This window comes from Serratia sp. JKS296 (assembly GCF_900215445.1).
Taxonomy (GTDB): domain Bacteria; phylum Pseudomonadota; class Gammaproteobacteria; order Enterobacterales; family Enterobacteriaceae; genus Serratia; species Serratia marcescens.
Map to the genome: position 1 here is coordinate 2,893,168 of NZ_OCMX01000001.1, position 16,418 is coordinate 2,909,585.

Below are 16,418 nucleotides of genomic sequence, written 5' to 3' on the forward strand. Positions count from 1 at the left end.
ATGAATCTTCCGCTCGTGATTAACGTGCTGGTGTTTGTCGCGCTCCTTTTGCTGCTGGCGCAAACCCGCCACAAGCAATGGAGCCTGGCGAAAAAAGTGCTGGTCGGCCTGGTGGTCGGCGTGGTGTTCGGTCTGGGCCTGCAGCTGGTGTACGGCGCCGACAACCCGGTACTGAAAGAATCCATCAGCTGGTTCAACATCGTCGGCAACGGCTATGTGCAACTGCTGCAAATGATCGTCATGCCGCTGGTGTTCGCCTCGATCCTGAGCGCGGTGGCCAAGCTGCATAACGCCTCTTCTCTGGGCAAAATCAGCGTACTGACTATCGGCACGCTGCTGTTCACCACGCTGATCTCCGCGCTGGTGGGCGTGCTGGTCACCAACCTGTTCGGCCTGACCGCCGAAGGCCTGGTGCAGGGCGCGCAGGAAAGCGCGCGCCTGACGGCGATCCAAACCAACTACGTGGGCAAACTGGCCGACCTGACCGTGCCGCAGATGGTGCTGTCGTTCATCCCGAAAAACCCGTTCGCCGATCTGACCGGTGCCAGCCCGACGTCGATCATTAGCGTGGTGATTTTCGCCACCTTCCTCGGCGTGGCGTCGCTGCAGCTGCTGAAAGACGACAAGCCGAAAGGCGAGCGCGTGCTGGTGGCTATCGATACCCTGCAGGCCTGGGTGATGAAGCTGGTGCGTCTGGTCATGAAGCTGACGCCGTATGGCGTGCTGGCGCTGATGACCAAAGTGGTCGCCGGTTCCAACATTCACGACATCGTCAAGCTCGGCAGCTTCGTGGTGGCCTCCTACATCGGCCTGGCCATCATGTTCGTGGTACATGCCATCCTGCTGGCCTTCACCGGCGTGAACCCGATGAAGTTCTTCCGCAAGGTGTGGCCGGTGATCACCTTCGCCTTCACCAGCCGCTCCAGCGCCGCCAGCATTCCATTGAACGTGGAAGCGCAGACCCGTCGTCTGGGCGTGCCCGAATCCATCGCCAGCTTCTCGGCGTCGTTCGGCGCCACCATTGGTCAGAACGGCTGTGCGGGCCTCTACCCGGCGATGCTGGCGGTGATGGTTGCGCCGACCGTCGGCATCAACCCGCTGGATCCGGTGTGGATCGCCACCCTGGTCGGCATCGTCACCATCAGCTCCGCCGGTGTGGCGGGCGTGGGCGGCGGCGCCACCTTCGCCGCGCTGATCGTGCTGCCGGCGATGGGCCTGCCGGTGACGCTGGTCGCGCTGCTGATCTCGGTCGAACCGTTGATCGACATGGGCCGCACCGCGCTGAATGTCAACGGCTCCATGGCGGCAGGCACCATCACCAGCCAGTTGATGAAGCAAACCGACAAAGCCGTGATGGACAGCGAAGACGAAGTCGAACTGGCTCACCGCTAACGCCGTCTCAGAACAAAAAAACCGGGGATTATCCCCGGTTTTTTTATGTCCCGCGTTCGGTCGTTACGGCCGCTCGCCGTTCGCCAGCCGCCGGTTGATATCGGCGATCACATCCGGTAATTGCGCCAGCGTATCTATCACATAATGCGCGCCCGCCGCGTACAGCTTATCGGCGGCCGCCGTGCGGCGCTGCGCTATTTCCCCCGCCGCCATTTGACGGTACTCCGACCAGGTAGCGCCGAACTCGTTGCCGGACAGCGCCAGCCCGACGCTCCACATCCCGGCGTTCAGCCCTTCGGCAATGCCCGGCACCGCGTCATCCACCTTCACGCAGTGCGCCACCGCATCGATGCCCAGCGCGATCGCGTTCTGCAACGCCATCCACGGCCCCGGCCGCCCGCCGGCCGCGAGATCGTCAGTGGCGACCCAGTAATCCGGCGCGTAACCGCGCTGCGCGGCGGCCGGCGCCAGCACCTCCATCACCGCGCGCGGATAACCGGAGCAGGAGCCGATTTTAATGCCCTGTTCGCGCAGCCCGGCAATCACCTGCGGCACGCCCTCAATGGGATCGGCGAAGTCGATCACTTTGGCGATTTGCAGCGGCATAAACGCCTGATACAGCGCGTCGATGTCTTGATGGCTCATCGAGCGGCCCAGCTTCTGTCGCCAGCGCGCGTCGACCGCCGGCAGTTTGCCCAGCGCCTCGATGTGCTGCCATTTGCCGAGGCCCATCGGAATGCGCGCTTCCGCCAGGCTAATGTCGATATCGAAGGTGTGTTTGAACGCCTCGACGAAAATCTGCGTCGGTGCAAAGGAGCCAAAGTCCACCGTGGTGCCGGCCCAGTCGAGGATCACTGCGTTGATCTGTTTCATGGTCAATCCTTATTGATTCCAGTACATCGCCTGCCCGACGGCCGCCAGCAAACGTTCGATATCCTGCGGATAAATTTCCCCGATGTTGCCGATGCGGAAGCAGTCGCTCTGCGACACTTTGCCGGGATAAATCACGAAACCTTGCTGCTTCAGGCGCTGATAAAACTCGGTGAAGCGGTAAGTGTCGGCCTTCGGCGAATAGAACGCGGTGATGATCGGCGAATGCAGCGCATCGTCCAGCAGGGTTTCAAAGCCCAGCTCGCGCATGCCCGCCACCAGCCGACGCTGATTAGTCTGATAGCGGTGATGGCGCGCGGCAATGCCGCCCTCTTGTTCCAGCTCTTTCAGCGCCTGCGCGAAAGCCAGCACAGTGTGGGTCGGCGACGTAAAGCGCCATTTGCCGGCCTGATCCTCCATACAGCGCCACTGGGCATACAGATCCAGCGACAGCGAGCGTGAACGGCCGGCGCATTTCTCCAGCTCGCTGCGGCGGGCGATGACAAAAGCGAAGCCCGGCACGCCTTGAATGCATTTGTTGGCGGAGCTGATCAGAAAATCGATGCCCAGCGCGTCCACATCCAACGGGATGCCGCCAAAGCTGCTCATGGCGTCGACGATAAAGGTCTTGCCGTTGCGCGCCGCCAGACCGGCAACCTTCTGCAGCGGGTTGAGCATGCCGGTGGTGGTTTCACAGTGCACCATGGCGATATGGCTGATGCGCGCATCGCTTTTCAGCACCGCCTCCATCGCCGTCACATCCGGTTCATTCACCTCACCGCAGTCGAAAGCGTGGTGGTCGATATCCATCAGCCGCGCCATTTCGATCATCCGCGCCCCGTAGGCGCCGTTGTTGACGATCAGCAGCTTGTCCTGCGGGCCGATGACCGTGCCCAGCACGCCCTCTACCGCGAAGCTGCCGCTGCCTTGCAGCAGCACCGAGGTATAACCGGCGGACGGCGTCGCCAGCGCCACCAACCGTTGGCGAATGCGCTGCACCACGCCGAGGTTGTAATCTTCATCCCAGGTGCAGCTGTCATACAGCATCGCCTCTTTCACCGTTTTCGACGTGGTCAACGGGCCGGGGGTCAACAGCAGGTAGTTACGATCGGACATGTTATTCACCTATTGGTCTATACCAGATTGCGCGCATTGTGGCGGCAAATTCCTGCCCCGGTCAAACGACAAAGCGCGGTGAAACAAAAAATTCATCTGGCTATGTATAATAAGCGCGTGCCGGAATGTCGGGCCGATGCCATAGCGAGATGAAATGAAAGAACATCAGGGCGATATGCCTCACTACCTGCAGATCAAGGATCAGCTTCAGGCGCGCATCACCCGCGGCGCGCTACAGGCCGGCGATAAGCTGCCTTCGGAGCGCGAGCTGTGCGCCATCTTCTCCACCACCCGCGTCACCATTCGCGAAAGCCTGGCGCAATTGGAAGCCACCGGCGCCATCTACCGCGCCGATCGCCGCGGCTGGTTCGTCACGCCGGAACGGCTGTGGCTGGATCCGACGCAGAACACCAACTTCCACCGTCTCTGTCAGGAGCAAGGGCGCACGCCGCACACCGCGCTGCTGTCCGGCGAAAAAACCACGGTGCCGCTCGACGTGATGCAGCCGCTGGCGCTCGAACCGTTCGATCAGGTGTATCTGCTGCGCCGCGTGCGGTATGCCGACGGCCGCGCCATCTGCTATTGCGAGAACCACTGCTTGCCGCAGCGGGTGCCGGCACTGCTCAGTCACGATCTCAACGGCAGCCTGACCGAGGTTTATCAACAGCATTACGATTTGATTTACAGCAACATGCACCTGTCGTTCTACCCGACCGCCCTGCCTTATCGCGCCGCCAATGCGCTCGGCGCCATGGTCGGCCTGCCCGCGTTGCTGCTGCGCCGGTTGAATTACGATCAGCACGGCCGCATTCTCGATTTCGATATCGAATACTGGCGCCACGACAGCCTGCGCATCGAAGTCGATACGCTTTAACCCCCTGCATGACGGGGCTGCGCCTGCCGCTCCGCCTTTCTCTCCCACGCCTAATCCCCGCCGCCGGCAACTATATTTTGCCGCTTTCATTTGTTTGTCATATTTGCCGATTAGCTTGGCCGCATATCTGGTGTATACCAGTTTCGCATGAACCCGCAACAGTGAGGCTGAAGCTATGAAATTCTCTCGTCTGGTCGTGATGACCGCCATCGCACTCGGCGCCGCGCCGGCCTGGGCCGCCGACGCGGTGGTGACCGTCTACTCCGCCGATGGTCTGCACGACGGCGATCACAGCTGGTATCAAACCCAGTTCGACGCCTTCACCCAGGCGACCGGCGTCAAAGTGCAGTACGTCGAAGGCGGCTCCGGCGCCATCGTGGAGCGCCTGTCGAAGGAGCGCAGCAACCCGCAGGCCGACGTGCTGGTGACGCTGCCGCCGTTCATCCAGCGCGCCGCCGCGGAAAAACTGCTGCAGGATTTCACCCCGCAGGATGCGGCGCAGATCGCCGACGCCCAGCCGCAGTTCGTGCCGCTGGTGAACAACTACCTGAGCTTCATCTATAACGCCAAACTGCTGCCGCAGGCGCCCGCCAGCTATCAACAACTGCTGGACGCGCAATTCCGCAATAAGCTGCAGTACTCCACGCCGGGTCAGGCGGGTGACGGCACCGCGGTGATGCTGCAGGCGTTTCACAGCTTCGGCGGCAAAGATGCCGGTTTCGACTACCTCGGCAAGCTGCAAAGCAACAACGTCGGCCCTTCGGCCTCCACCGGCAAGCTGACCGCGCTGGTCAATAAAGGCGAGTTGCTGGTGGCCAACGGCGATCTGCAGATGAATCTGGCGCAGATGCGCAGCAATCCGAACGTGAAGGTGTTCTGGCCGGCCGGGCCGGACGGCAAACGCAGCACGCTGGTGCTGCCTTACTATATCGGCCTGGTGCAAGGCGCGCCGCAAAGCGCCAACGGCAAAAAACTGATCGACTTCCTGCTGAGCAAAGAAGCGCAGAGCAGCGTCAGCGCCATTTCCTACGGTATGCCGGTGCGCAAGGACGTCACCCCGACCGACGATAACTTCAAGCAGTCGCAGGCGGCGCTGAAAGGCGTGGACATCTGGGCGCCGGACTGGAACCAGGTGGTGAACAGCCTGTCCGCCGATATCTCCCGCTGGCGCCAGGTGACCGAATGACGCTGACGATGCCTTCTACCCTCTCTTCCCGCGCCGAGGCGCGGGATAGCAGCCTCGACATCGCCGGGCCGTCGGGCATTCAGCTCAACCGCGTCAGCGTGTCGTATCGCGGCACCGAGGTGCTGAAACCCCTCACGCTCACCATCGCCCCCGGCGAAGTGCTGGCGCTGATCGGCCCCTCCGGCTCGGGTAAAACCACCGTGCTGCGGGCGATCGCCGGATTCGTGCAGCCCTCCGCCGGACGCATCGCCATCGGTGACATCGATGTCACCGACGTGCCGCCCTATGAGCGCGGCCTGGGCATGGTGGTACAGAACTACGCGCTGTTTCCGCATATGCGCGTCGAGGACAATGTGGCGTTCGGCCTGCGCGCGCAAGGCAAGCCGCGCGGCCTGACCGCCGAGCGCGTCGAAGAAGCGTTGGCCATCGTCGGCATGTCCGCCTACGCCAAGCGCTATCCCAGCCAGCTTTCCGGCGGCCAACAGCAGAGGGTGGCGATCGCTCGCGCCATTGCGGTGCGCCCCAAAGTCTTGCTGCTGGATGAGCCGCTGTCGGCGCTGGACGCGCAAATCCGTCACAGCATGGTGGAAGAGATCGCCCGCCTGCACCGCGAGCTGCCGGATCTGACCATCCTGTACGTCACCCACGATCAGGGGGAAGCGCTGACGCTGGCGGACAAGATCGGCATCATGCGCGACGGCCACCTGATCGCCCACGGCGAAACCCGCGCGTTGTACCACCATCCGACGAACCGCTTCGCCGCCGAGTTTCTCGGCCGCGCCAACCTGCTGCCGGCCACCGCCCTTGAGACTACCGCGCAGCAAGGCATGACCACCGTCAGCTGCGCCGGCAAAGTGATCGGCTGTTTCACCTACGGCGCACAACGCGGCTTCGACAAGCTGCTGTGCATCCGGCCGCAGCATATTGCGCTTGATGCCGACGCCCAGCGCAGCAACTGCCTCATCGGCACGCTGCGCGATATTCATTGGCAGGGGGAGCTGACGCACCTGCAGTTCGAGGTACAAGGCCATTCGCTGCGCGTGGTCACCACCCATCGCAACCGGATGCCGCAGATCGGCGAGCGCGTGCCGCTCTATTTCGCCCCCGACGATGCGGTACTGATCGAGGACTGACATGACCGACTCTACGCTTATTCGCCCGGCCCTGCGGCTGCGTTTCCCGCGCAGTCTGTGGATCCTGCTGCCGCTGCTGGTGCTGGCGACGCTGTTTTTCTACCCGTTGGCGCTGATCGTCAAACAGGCGTTTACCGACGATCAGGGGCTATTCAGCGCCGCCGCGCTGCAACAGGTGTTCGAATCCCGGCGCTTTGTCAGCGCTCTGCTCAACACGCTGCAGATTGCGCTGCTGGCGACGCTGGGCTGCCTGGTGCTCGGCACCCTGCTGTCGCTGCTGCTGGTGTTCACGCCGTTCCCCGGCAGCCGACTGATCGCCCGGGTGATCGATACCTTTATCGCCATGCCGACCTTCCTGATCACGCTGGCCTTCACCTTTATCTACGGCTCCGCCGGTCTGCTGAACGGCACGCTGATGACGGCCTTCGGTTTCACCCTGCCGCCGGTGGACTTTCTTTACTCCATCTGGGGGGTGATCCTGGCGGAAATCACCGTGTTTACGCCGCTGGTGATGCGCCCGCTGATGGCGGCATTGTCGCAGATCGATCGCAGCCAGCTCGAGGCCGCCAGCATTCTCGGCGCCCGGCCGGGGCGCGTGGTGCGCCAGGTGATTTTACCGGCCGCGCTGCCGGCCTTGCTGGCCGGTGGCAGCCTGTGCCTGCTGTTGACCACCAATGAGTTCGGCATCGTGCTGTTTATCGGCGCCAAGGGCGTCACCACGCTGCCGATGATGGTCTACACCAAAGCGATTCTGGAGTCGGATTACGCCGTCGCCTGCACGATCGCCGTCGTGAATATCGCGCTGTCGCTCGGGCTGTTCTCCCTTTACCGCTACGCCGCGGCGCGCGCCGGGCTGAGGAACTGACGATGTTGATATGGTCCCGCACCGGACGCACCCTGACCTGCACGTTGACGATCACGCTGTTCGCCCTGTTCTTCTGCCTGCCGCTGGCGGTGATCCTGATGTCCAGCCTCAGTGAACAGTGGAACGGCGTGCTGCCGAGCGGTTTCACCCTCAACCACTTCCGCCAGGCGTTCAGCGGCGCCTCCTGGGACGCGCTGGTCGCCAGTCTGGCTATCGGTTTCAGCGCCAGCCTGTTCGCGCTGTTGTGCGGCACCTGGGCGGCGCTGGCGCTGCGCCACGCGCCTGAACGCGGCCGACGGCTGCTGGGCACGCTGTTTTTCATTCCCAGCGCGGTGCCTTCGGTCTCTATCGGTTTGGGGATGCTGGTGGCGTTCAGCCAGGGACCGCTGCAGATGAACGGCACCTTCCTGATCGTGCCCGCCGCTCACTTCGTGCTGATTTCCGCCTTTACCTTCGGCAACGTGATGGCCGGGTTGACCCGGCTACCTGGCGACTACGAGAACGTCGCCGCCAGCCTGGGCGCTTCGCCGCTGTTCCGCCTGCGCCACGTCACCCTGCCGATGATCGCCCCCTACATGATCTCCGCCTTCGCGCTCAGCCTGTCGCTGTCGATGGGGGAGCTGGGCGCGACCATGATGATCTACCCGCCGAGTTGGGCGACGCTGCCGGTCACGATCTTCAGCCTGACCGATCGCGGCAGCATCGCCAACGGCGCGACGCTGACCATGATCCTGGTGGCGGCCACGATGTTGCTGATGTTAGTGCTGGAGCGGATTGCGCAGCGGCTGACGCCGGGCGCAAAATAGCAACAAGGCGCTGCCATGGCGGCGCCTTGTTTTTAGAAACGAAGGGTCAGAACGGGTAGTCGTGATAGCCCTGCAGCTCGGAAATGCGTCGGGCGGCGACGTGCAGCAACGCCACATACTCCTCCCGCGCCGCGTCGGAAAAACGCAGCGTCGGGAAAGAGATGCTCAGCCCGGCGATCGCCACCCCGAACCGATCGAAGACCGGTACGGCGATGCAGCGGATCCCCGCCTCCTGCTCTTCGGCATCTTCGCCGAATCCCTGCGCTCGTACCCGATCCAGCACCGGCAACAGTTCGGCGGCGCTGGCCAAGGTATGCTCGGTGCTGCGGGTAAATTCAATCTGCGACAGGAGCTGCGCCACCTCATCCCGATCGCGCCAGGCCAGCAGCACTTTACCGATGGCGGTGCTGTGCAGCGGGTTACGGCGACCGATGCGCGAATACATGCGCAGGTTGTACATCGCGTCGATCTTGTGGATATAGACGATACCGTCCTCATCCAGAGCGCCGAGGTGGATGGTTTCGCGGGTGCGGTTCGACAGTTCGCGCATCTGCACGTCGGCGCTGCGGATCAGATCGACGTTCTCCAACGATTTGGCGCCCAGTTCGAACAGCTTGAGCGTCAGCGCATACTTTTCCGTCTCGCCCTCCTGCGAAACGTAGCCCAGCGCTTTCATGGTCTGCAGAAAACGGTAGACGGTGCTTTTGGACATCATCACCCGTTGGGACAGTTCGGTAATGCCAATCTCGCGCTCATCGCCAAGCGCCTGCAGAATGCCGAACACTTTCATCACGGATGAGACGGCATCCGGTTGCTTGTCTGAATCTGCGTTAGCCATGGTGCATACCCTACTTAACGGTTTTGTTTCAGGAAATTTAAACAAGGGTTTCAGTATAATCGGAACAGATCGCAGCGCGCAACGCGGCTGAACGCTAAGCAATTGAAGCCAAATGGATAACCGTTGGCCCGCTCACCGCCGTTTACAATTAAGCGGACAAGGGGCATGCAATCACGGGCGAATATGATTAGCATGATAATACTCCCCTGAATAAATACCGCTGAGACCAACATGCGTCCTTGTTCCGACGGCCTCCCCGTCCCGCAACGCTATGGGGCGATCCTCGCCATCGCCCTCGGCATTACCGTATCCGTGCTCGACGGCGCGATAGCCAACGTGGCGCTGCCCACCATCGCTCGCGATCTCAACGCCAGCCCGGCCAGCTCCATTTGGGTGGTCAACGCCTATCAGTTGGCGATCACCGTCTCTCTGCTGTCGCTGGCCTCGCTCGGCGATCTGGTCGGCTATCGCCGCATCTATCAGGCCGGATTGCTGGTGTTCAGCATCACCTCGCTGTTTTGCGCCCTGTCCGACTCACTGCTCACGCTGACCATCGCCCGCGTATTGCAAGGCTTTGGCGCCGCCGCCATCATGAGCGTCAACACCGCGCTGATCCGCATCATCTACCCGCAGCGTTTTCTCGGCCGCGGCATGGGCATCAACTCGCTGATCGTCGCCTGCTCCTCGGCGGCCGGGCCGACGGTGGCGGCGGCGATCCTGTCGGTCGCATCCTGGCAGTGGCTGTTCGCCATCAACCTGCCGATCGGCATCGTCGCACTGCTACTGGGGATGAAATTCCTGCCGGCCAACGGCCAGAAAAGCGATAACCGCCGTTTCGATCCCACCAGCGCGGTGCTGAACGCGCTGACCTTCGGCCTGCTGATCACCGCCATCAGCGGCTTCGCCCAGGGCCAGAGCCTGACGCTGATCTTCAGCGAAATCGCCGCACTGCTGGCGATTGGCGCGGTGTTCGTGCGCCGCCAGCTGCGCCAGGAATTTCCGTTGCTGCCGGTCGACCTGCTGCGCATTCCGATCTTCGCCCTGTCGATGGGCACCTCAATCTGTTCGTTCGCCGCGCAAATGCTGGCGATGGTGTCGTTGCCGTTCTTCCTGCAAACCGCGTTGGGCCGCGGCGAGGTGGCGACCGGGCTGCTGCTGACGCCGTGGCCGCTGGCGATCGTGGTGATGGCGCCGATCGCCGGTCGGCTGGTGGAGCGCGTGCACGCCGGCCTGCTGGGCTGCATTGGGCTGGCGGTGTTCGCGCTCGGGCTGTTTTCGCTGGCGCTGCTGCCGGCGGCGCCGTCGAATATGGACATCATCTGGCGCATGGTGCTGTGCGGCGCCGGCTTCGGCCTGTTCCAGTCGCCCAACAACCACACCATCATCTCCGCCGCGCCGCGCAACCGCAGCGGCGGCGCCAGCGGCATGCTGGGCACCGCCCGCCTGCTGGGGCAAACCTCGGGGGCCGCGCTGGTGGCGCTGATGTTCAACCTGTTCCCTACCTCCGGCACCCACGCTTCGCTGATCCTGGCCGGCGTGTTCGCTACCCTGGCGGCGGCGGTCAGCGGCCTGCGCATCACCCAATCGACCGCGCAAACGGCGCAGCCCAGCCGCGAGGTGAAATAGAGGACATTGAAAGAGCCGGAACCCAATCGATTTTAAAACCGACGCGGCCTGCCTGAGCCGGGCCGCGTCGAGTGCGATGCAGGCCTGGCGTCAGTCGCCGCTCCTCAAAGGGCTGCGGCCTTGTCGTAGACACGCTAAATAGGCGTCGTCATCCGGATACCAGCCAACAATGCGTTGGCCGTCGTTATCCACCCCCTCGAAGCCCTTCAGTAAGCCAGGGGCGAACATCCGCTTTATCAGATCTTCGGCCTGCGCGCTGTCGATGCGGCAATCACAGCGCGTGTCTCCGTCAACCTGAACGAAGTTCTGCAACGAAGCGAGACACCGCGCGTCGAGATCGCCATGGACATGGATAAACTCCCCCGTCTCTACCAGAGTGAGCGCGGTCAGGTCTCCCCCCACCACGAATGCGCCGTCGTTTCCTGAGCTGCAATAGGCGTGGCGTATGCGGACATCATCACGCACGACCAGTCCGCCCCAGCAAATCAGCGTATCCGCCTGCAGCCGACCCAGCACGACAATGCCGCCGTCCTCGCGCTGCGGTGACACCGCCAGGCATCCTTCCACGATCACATCGCCGTCCACGATCAGGTAATCGTACTCGTGGCTGTCGTGCTCGTCGGGGAAAAATGCCGGGAGGTGAAGATCGCCTGAATGCCAGCGAATAGCCGGCTGTTCAGCATCGTCATCATGCCGGTTGAACAGTTCCGCAACCGCATCGGCGATACCGCTTGTCAATTCGGCCAGGCGCGCCGGTAGCTCATCACCGTTGAGTAAGGGAAGGTGGTTGATTTTCATAGGGCCTCAGGGACAAATGTCATTGCGCCAAAGCATATAACATGCGCCTCCAAAGCCAAACAGCCGGCCGTGACCGAGCACGATGCGGCTTACCCACTCACCGGGTGAACGGGCATCGCACCTGCCCAGGCTGAGAGGCCGAAAGACGCTATTTTCAGGTCGGCATCAGGGACTTCGGACGCTGCTGCGCAGCATTAACGCCCGTAGACTTTGGTGAGGCGCTTTACCTCATTCATTGCCGAATTTCATTGTTGAATCCGTCACCGCCGCTGACCAAGCGGTTCAGGTATGCCATAAAAAAAACCCCGGCAAGCCGGGGTTTTCCTTTCATTCAGCCGATTATTTCAGGTACTGGCCGGAACGCAGCGCTTCGATACGTTTATCGAGCGGCGGATGCGACATGAACAGCTCGCTGAACGACTTGGATTTGCCGTTGATGCAGAACGCCATCATGCTGCCCGCTTCCTGCGGTTCATAGCTGGTTTTCAGACGCTGCAAGGCGGCGATCATCTTCTCGCGGCCCACCAGTTTGGCGGAGCCGGCGTCGGCATAGAACTCGCGGTGACGCGAGAACCACATGGTGATGATGCTCGCCAGGATGCCGAACACCAGTTCCAGCACCATCGACACCGCGAAGTAAATCATCGGGTTGCCGTTGCCTTCCCCTTCGCCATCACCGTCGCGGTTGCCGAGGAAACCGGCGGCGACCTGCGCGATCAGGCGTGAAATGAAGATGACGAAGGTGTTCACGATGCCCTGAATCAGGGTCATGGTCACCATATCGCCGTTGGCGACGTGGCTGATTTCGTGCGCGATGACCGCTTCCGCTTCGTCGCGGCTCATGCTCTGCAGCAGGCCGGTGCTGACGGCGACCAGCGAGGCGTCGCGGCGTGCGCCGGTAGCAAAGGCGTTGATGTCCGGCGCGTGGTAGATAGCGACCTGCGGCATGGCGATGCCCGCCTGCTGCGACTGACGGCGTACCGTTTCCAGCAGCCAGTTTTCGGTTTCGTTACGCGGTTGTTCAATTACTTCCCCGCCGACGGAGCGCAGCGCCATCCACTTGGACATCAGCAACGACACGAAAGCGCCGCCGAAGCCGAACAGACCGGCCATGATCATCAGGCCCTGAACGCTACTGGATTGGATTCCTGTCAGGCTGAGCACCAGCCCGAAAACCAACATCACCGCCAGGTTGGTGAGCAGGAACAGAGCTATACGCATCATAAAATGTTTACTTCCTCATAAATGTTAACAAAACGCTGTCTAAGATACCCTAGATCGTATGGGCATTCGTCACAGTTTCAAGAGTCGCGCGTCATTAACCTACTAAAAATACGAAACTTTACAAAAACGGCGCGCGACCGGGATTTGGCAAATTGTAAACGATTGTTGCGCAAGGCGGAGGTTTTTTTACCCTAAATTTGTCAGGCGATGCATCAGCCCGCCTCCCTTCATCCAGCAGGGAGGCTGGCCTTCGCGTCGCCATAAAAAAACGCACCCGAGGGTGCGTTTTTCATCCTGCCGTAGGCGGCCTTATTTGGCCGGCGTTGGCTGCTGAGCGGGCTGATCTTTTTCCAGATGAGCCAGGTCCAGCGCGATATGCACAGATTCATCCAGGTACGGATCCGGTTCCTGGTAATCCTTCGGCAGATCGTCGAGCGATTTCAGCGGCTTCTTGCCCGCGCGTTCCAGGCGCTCGTTGATGCGTTTCAGACGGGTCGCGTCGTCATCGTGGTTCTCTTTCTCGCGCACCGCCAGATTGAGGGACACGATGTTGCGTTTATCCTTCAGCGCCTTGTAATGCGCGATATCCTGCGCGATGTACTGGAACTCCGGATTTTGCGCAATGCGCTGCTGGTGATCTTTCAGCAGTTCCGGCTCGAACGGCGTCATATCGCCGGTCTTGCTGTAGGTCGCCGCATTGATGCTGTCCCACGGCATGGCGTTGTCTTCAAACGCTTCGCCGGTTTCCGCCGGATCGACGCCGGTCGGCATCAGAATGTCCGGCGTCACGCCCTTGCGCTGGGTGCTGCCGCCGTTGACGCGGTAGAACTTCTGAATGGTGTACTGCACCGAACCGAGCGCCGGCCACTCAGGGCGCAGCATCTGATCGTAGATGCGGTTCAACGAACGGTACTGCTGCACGGTGCCTTTACCGAAGGTCGGTTCGCCGACGATCAGCGCGCGGCCGTAATCCTGCATCGCCGCCGCGAAGATCTCGGAGGCGGAGGCGCTGAAGCGATCGACCAGCACCACCAGCGGGCCTTTGTAGTAGGTCACGCCGTCGGTGTCGGCGTCTTCACGCACTTTGCCGTTGTTATCGCGCACCTGCACCACCGGGCCGCTCGGAATGAACAGGCCGGACAGCGACACCGCTTCAGTCAGCGCGCCGCCGCCGTTGGTGCGCAGGTCGATGATCACGCTCTTGACGTTCTGCTTGGCCATCTTCTGCAGCTGCACTTTCACGTCATCGGTCAGACCGACGTAGAAGCCGGGGATGTCGAACACCGCCACCTTCTCTTTGCCGACGGTCTTGATGGTCATTTTCACCGCGCGGTCTTCCAGGCGGATGCGCTCGCGGGTCAAGGTGACCACGCGGGTTTTGGTGCCCTTGCCGGCCGGCAGGACTTCCAGGCGCACCTTGCTGCCCTTCGGCCCTTTGATCAACGACACCACGTCGTCCAGACGCCAGCCGATCACGTCCACCATCGGTTTGCCGGCCTGGCCGACGCCGACGATGCGATCGCCTACGGTGATCGCCTTGCTCTTCGCCGCCGGGCCGCCCGGCACCATCGAGTTGATCAGGGTGTAGTCGTCATCCATCTGCAGCACCGCGCCGATGCCTTCCAGCGACAGGCTCATCTCGGTGTTGAACTGCTCGGTATTGCGCGGAGACAGATAGTTGGTGTGCGGGTCGATTTCATGCGCAAAGGCATTCATCGCCAGTTGGAAGACGTCTTCGCTGTTGCTTTGCGTCAGGCGCTTGATGGCGAACTGATAGCGCTTGGTCAGCGTGTCGCGGATTTCTTTGTCGGTCTTGCCGGTCAGCTTGAGGTTCAGCTCGTCATAGGTGACTTTCGCATCCCACAGGCTATCCAGCTCGGCCTTGTCTTTCGGCCACGGCGCTTTGCTGCGGTCGAGATCGATAGTGCCGTTGCCGGTGAAGTTCATCGGCTTGTCCAGCAACGACAACGCATAGGTGTAACGCTCGAAACGGCGTTTCTGCGCCAGATTGAACAGCGCGTAGAAGGTGTCCAGCTTGCCGGTTTTCAGCTCTTCGCCAACCTGATTGCGTTTGCCGGCGAACTGCGCCACGTCGGAAGCCAGCAATACGTTATGGTTGTAGTCCAGCATGTTCAGGTAGCGATCGAAGATCTTGCCTGAAAACTCCGCGTCAAGGGCGAACTGGCGGTAATGAGAGCGAGTGAAGCGCGAGGTAACGCGCTCACTCACCGTAGCGTGCTGGGGTTCCTGTTGCAGTTGGGGCAGTTGGCCGATGCGGATGTTGGCTGTTTCCGCGCCGTAACTGACACCCGCCCACAGCAGCCCTGCAATCGCTGTTAATCTGACGAATTTGTTCATGCCTGGGTTGGCCTCCGTATCAGAACTGCAAGTGTTCTGCGCGCACAATCATCGCCAGACCGGAAGAGAGCTGCACACGTACGCCATCTTTAGCGATTTCGAGTACGGTAGCATCCATCGCGCTCTTGCCTGCTCTGACTTTGATTTCCTGGCCAATTTGCAGTTTAGAGATATCCGTGACTGGCGCATAACGCGGCTGGCTTTCCTCTTTGGCTGCACGAGGTTGGCGAGCGGGCTGTGGGCGAGTTTGTGGGCGCGGCTTGCGGTTTTCCGGCGCGGCTCCGCCTTCGCGACGTGCAGCGGGCTTTTTACCGGCTGGACGCGGACGGCGTGGCGCAGCATCGGCGGATTCGCCGGCGGCTTCACGTTTTTTGGCGTTTTGTTCGGCACGCTGTGCCTGAACGCGCGCTTTGGCTTCTTCAAGCTGCTGGCGAGCATGATCGACATGCTGCTGTTCCAGTTCACCGCACGGATTGCCGTCCAAATCGACGCGCTGCGCGCCGACTTTAACGCCGTACAGGTAACGCCAGCTTGAGGTGTACAGGCGCAGGGCAGAACGCAATTGCGTTTTGCTGAGATTCTCTTCCCCCTGCACGCGCTCTACCAAATCCTGAAAAATACCGATTTTCAGCGGACGAGCTTCGCCTTCGGCGCTAAAGCAGAGCGGAAAACGCTCGGCAAGAAAAGCAATGACTTCTTTACTAGAGTTCAACTTAGGTTGATTTTCCATGAAATTTCCTGATTACAACGGTATTGCCAACAAGCCACAGGCATGAACAGGCGTCATTATAATGACGCCATCGGTAATTGCCACGTTAACCGTCGATCAACTTGCCGCCACAGTCACATATTTCGCACTGTCGCACTGTTCCAGTTGCTCACAAAGCCCCGCCACCACTGCTTTCAGGCCCGCTTCGTCCCGTTCGTCGAAGCGTTGATAAACCGTGCTATCGATATCCAAAACGCCGATCGTCCGGCCGCCAACCGCCAGCGGCAGCACGATTTCCGCGTTGCTGGCCGCATCGCAGGCGATATGGCCCGGGAACGCATGCACGTCGCCGACGCGCTGCACGCGATTTTCCGCCACCGCCGTGCCGCACACGCCCTTGCCCACCGGGATGCGCACGCAGGCGATCTTGCCCTGGAACGGCCCCAGCACCAGCTGTTCGCCCTCCATCAGATAGAAACCGACCCAGTTCACGTCATCCAGACGCTCGTTGAGCAAGGCGCTGGCGTTGGACAGCGCCGCGATAAAGTTGGTCTCCCCGCCGAGCAACGCGCTCAGATCACGTTTTAATTCCGCGTAGAATTGTTCTTTTGTCATGTGATAAC

15 protein-coding genes are annotated in these 16,418 nt (G+C 61.4%); 7 read left to right on the top strand and 8 right to left on the bottom strand.

Annotated features, from left to right (window positions below; genetic code table 11):
• The gene (locus tag CRO23_RS13775) at positions 1–1,392 is read left to right on the top strand and encodes an L-cystine transporter (protein WP_176519326.1); all 1,392 of its coding nucleotides are present in this window, start codon (positions 1–3) and stop codon (positions 1,390–1,392) included.
• A gap of 63 nt (positions 1,393–1,455) precedes the next feature.
• Here CRO23_RS13775 and phnX read toward each other — a convergent pair whose 3' ends face one another.
• Together phnX and phnW are read right to left on the bottom strand one after the other, a co-directional pair.
• On the bottom strand, positions 1,456–2,265 hold the full coding sequence (phnX, locus tag CRO23_RS13780; RefSeq protein ID WP_049300226.1) for a phosphonoacetaldehyde hydrolase: 810 nt from the start codon (positions 2,263–2,265) through the stop codon (positions 1,456–1,458).
• A gap of 9 nt (positions 2,266–2,274) precedes the next feature.
• Positions 2,275–3,378: a 2-aminoethylphosphonate--pyruvate transaminase gene (gene phnW / locus CRO23_RS13785; RefSeq protein WP_097102265.1), complete on the bottom strand. Its 1,104-nt coding sequence runs from the start codon at positions 3,376–3,378 to the stop codon at positions 2,275–2,277.
• Positions 3,379–3,532: 154 nt separating this feature from the next.
• Here phnW and phnR point away from each other — a divergent pair, with 154 nt between their 5' ends.
• The 5 genes from phnR to CRO23_RS13810 all read left to right on the top strand — a co-directional run bounded on the left by phnR (position 3,533) and on the right by CRO23_RS13810 (position 8,242).
• On the top strand, positions 3,533–4,252 hold the full coding sequence (gene phnR / locus CRO23_RS13790) for a phosphonate utilization transcriptional regulator PhnR (RefSeq protein WP_016927989.1): 720 nt from the start codon (positions 3,533–3,535) through the stop codon (positions 4,250–4,252).
• Between the two features lie 175 nt (positions 4,253–4,427).
• Positions 4,428–5,438, top strand: a complete 1,011-nt coding sequence (locus CRO23_RS13795; RefSeq protein WP_097102267.1) for a 2-aminoethylphosphonate ABC transporter substrate-binding protein — start codon at positions 4,428–4,430, stop codon at positions 5,436–5,438.
• 8 nt (positions 5,439–5,446) lie between these two features.
• The gene (phnT, locus tag CRO23_RS13800) at positions 5,447–6,571 is read left to right on the top strand and encodes a 2-aminoethylphosphonate ABC transport system ATP-binding subunit PhnT (protein WP_050487542.1); all 1,125 of its coding nucleotides are present in this window, start codon (positions 5,447–5,449) and stop codon (positions 6,569–6,571) included.
• A 1-nt stretch (position 6,572) separates the two neighbouring features.
• Positions 6,573–7,436, top strand: coding sequence for a 2-aminoethylphosphonate ABC transporter permease subunit (gene phnU, locus CRO23_RS13805; protein ID WP_016927992.1), 864 nt, complete (start codon positions 6,573–6,575; stop codon positions 7,434–7,436).
• A 2-nt stretch (positions 7,437–7,438) separates the two neighbouring features.
• On the top strand, positions 7,439–8,242 hold the full coding sequence (locus CRO23_RS13810) for an ABC transporter permease (protein ID WP_097102269.1): 804 nt from the start codon (positions 7,439–7,441) through the stop codon (positions 8,240–8,242).
• Positions 8,243–8,288: 46 nt separating this feature from the next.
• Here CRO23_RS13810 and kdgR read toward each other — a convergent pair whose 3' ends face one another.
• The gene (gene kdgR, locus CRO23_RS13815) at positions 8,289–9,080 is read right to left on the bottom strand and encodes a DNA-binding transcriptional regulator KdgR (RefSeq protein ID WP_097102271.1); all 792 of its coding nucleotides are present in this window, start codon (positions 9,078–9,080) and stop codon (positions 8,289–8,291) included.
• 231 nt (positions 9,081–9,311) lie between these two features.
• On the opposite strand from kdgR, the gene CRO23_RS13825 reads away from it, so the two are divergent.
• Positions 9,312–10,706 carry an MFS transporter gene (locus tag CRO23_RS13825; RefSeq protein WP_016927996.1) on the top strand — a complete coding sequence of 465 codons (1,395 nt, stop codon included), beginning with the start codon at positions 9,312–9,314 and terminating at the stop codon, positions 10,704–10,706.
• Between the two features lie 90 nt (positions 10,707–10,796).
• Here the strand turns inward: CRO23_RS13825 and CRO23_RS13830 are convergent, their stop codons facing one another.
• From CRO23_RS13830 to CRO23_RS13850, 5 genes are all read right to left on the bottom strand, one after another.
• Positions 10,797–11,504 (bottom strand): hypothetical protein, encoded by a 708-nt coding sequence (locus tag CRO23_RS13830; RefSeq protein ID WP_033640534.1) that lies wholly within the window; start codon positions 11,502–11,504, stop codon positions 10,797–10,799.
• A 339-nt stretch (positions 11,505–11,843) separates the two neighbouring features.
• Positions 11,844–12,728 (bottom strand): protease HtpX, encoded by an 885-nt coding sequence (htpX, locus tag CRO23_RS13835; protein ID WP_016927998.1) that lies wholly within the window; start codon positions 12,726–12,728, stop codon positions 11,844–11,846.
• Between the two features lie 309 nt (positions 12,729–13,037).
• On the bottom strand, positions 13,038–15,086 hold the full coding sequence (gene prc, locus CRO23_RS13840; RefSeq protein ID WP_016927999.1) for a carboxy terminal-processing peptidase: 2,049 nt from the start codon (positions 15,084–15,086) through the stop codon (positions 13,038–13,040).
• A gap of 19 nt (positions 15,087–15,105) precedes the next feature.
• Complete coding sequence (gene proQ, locus CRO23_RS13845) at positions 15,106–15,816, bottom strand: RNA chaperone ProQ (protein WP_004931497.1); 711 nt, start codon at positions 15,814–15,816, stop codon at positions 15,106–15,108.
• A 96-nt stretch (positions 15,817–15,912) separates the two neighbouring features.
• A complete protein-coding gene (locus CRO23_RS13850; RefSeq protein WP_097102273.1) occupies positions 15,913–16,410 on the bottom strand; it encodes a GAF domain-containing protein in 498 nt (165 codons plus the stop codon).
• Positions 16,411–16,418 lie beyond the last annotated feature (8 nt).

Excerpts from the sequence above, each read along its gene's own strand:
- CRO23_RS13775 (WP_176519326.1), top strand. The coding sequence starts at position 1 with ATGAATCTTCCGCTCGTGATTAACGTGCTGGTGTTTGTCGCGCTCCTT.
- phnX (WP_049300226.1), bottom strand. The coding sequence starts at position 2,265 with ATGAAACAGATCAACGCAGTGATCCTCGACTGGGCCGGCACCACGGTG.
- phnW (WP_097102265.1), bottom strand. The coding sequence starts at position 3,378 with ATGTCCGATCGTAACTACCTGCTGTTGACCCCCGGCCCGTTGACCACG.
- phnR (WP_016927989.1), top strand. The coding sequence starts at position 3,533 with ATGAAAGAACATCAGGGCGATATGCCTCACTACCTGCAGATCAAGGAT.
- CRO23_RS13795 (WP_097102267.1), top strand. The coding sequence starts at position 4,428 with ATGAAATTCTCTCGTCTGGTCGTGATGACCGCCATCGCACTCGGCGCC.
- phnT (WP_050487542.1), top strand. The coding sequence starts at position 5,447 with ATGCCTTCTACCCTCTCTTCCCGCGCCGAGGCGCGGGATAGCAGCCTC.
- phnU (WP_016927992.1), top strand. The coding sequence starts at position 6,573 with ATGACCGACTCTACGCTTATTCGCCCGGCCCTGCGGCTGCGTTTCCCG.
- CRO23_RS13810 (WP_097102269.1), top strand. The coding sequence starts at position 7,439 with ATGTTGATATGGTCCCGCACCGGACGCACCCTGACCTGCACGTTGACG.
- kdgR (WP_097102271.1), bottom strand. The coding sequence starts at position 9,080 with ATGGCTAACGCAGATTCAGACAAGCAACCGGATGCCGTCTCATCCGTG.
- CRO23_RS13825 (WP_016927996.1), top strand. The coding sequence starts at position 9,312 with ATGCGTCCTTGTTCCGACGGCCTCCCCGTCCCGCAACGCTATGGGGCG.
- CRO23_RS13830 (WP_033640534.1), bottom strand. The coding sequence starts at position 11,504 with ATGAAAATCAACCACCTTCCCTTACTCAACGGTGATGAGCTACCGGCG.
- htpX (WP_016927998.1), bottom strand. The coding sequence starts at position 12,728 with ATGATGCGTATAGCTCTGTTCCTGCTCACCAACCTGGCGGTGATGTTG.
- prc (WP_016927999.1), bottom strand. The coding sequence starts at position 15,086 with ATGAACAAATTCGTCAGATTAACAGCGATTGCAGGGCTGCTGTGGGCG.
- proQ (WP_004931497.1), bottom strand. The coding sequence starts at position 15,816 with ATGGAAAATCAACCTAAGTTGAACTCTAGTAAAGAAGTCATTGCTTTT.
- CRO23_RS13850 (WP_097102273.1), bottom strand. The coding sequence starts at position 16,410 with ATGACAAAAGAACAATTCTACGCGGAATTAAAACGTGATCTGAGCGCG.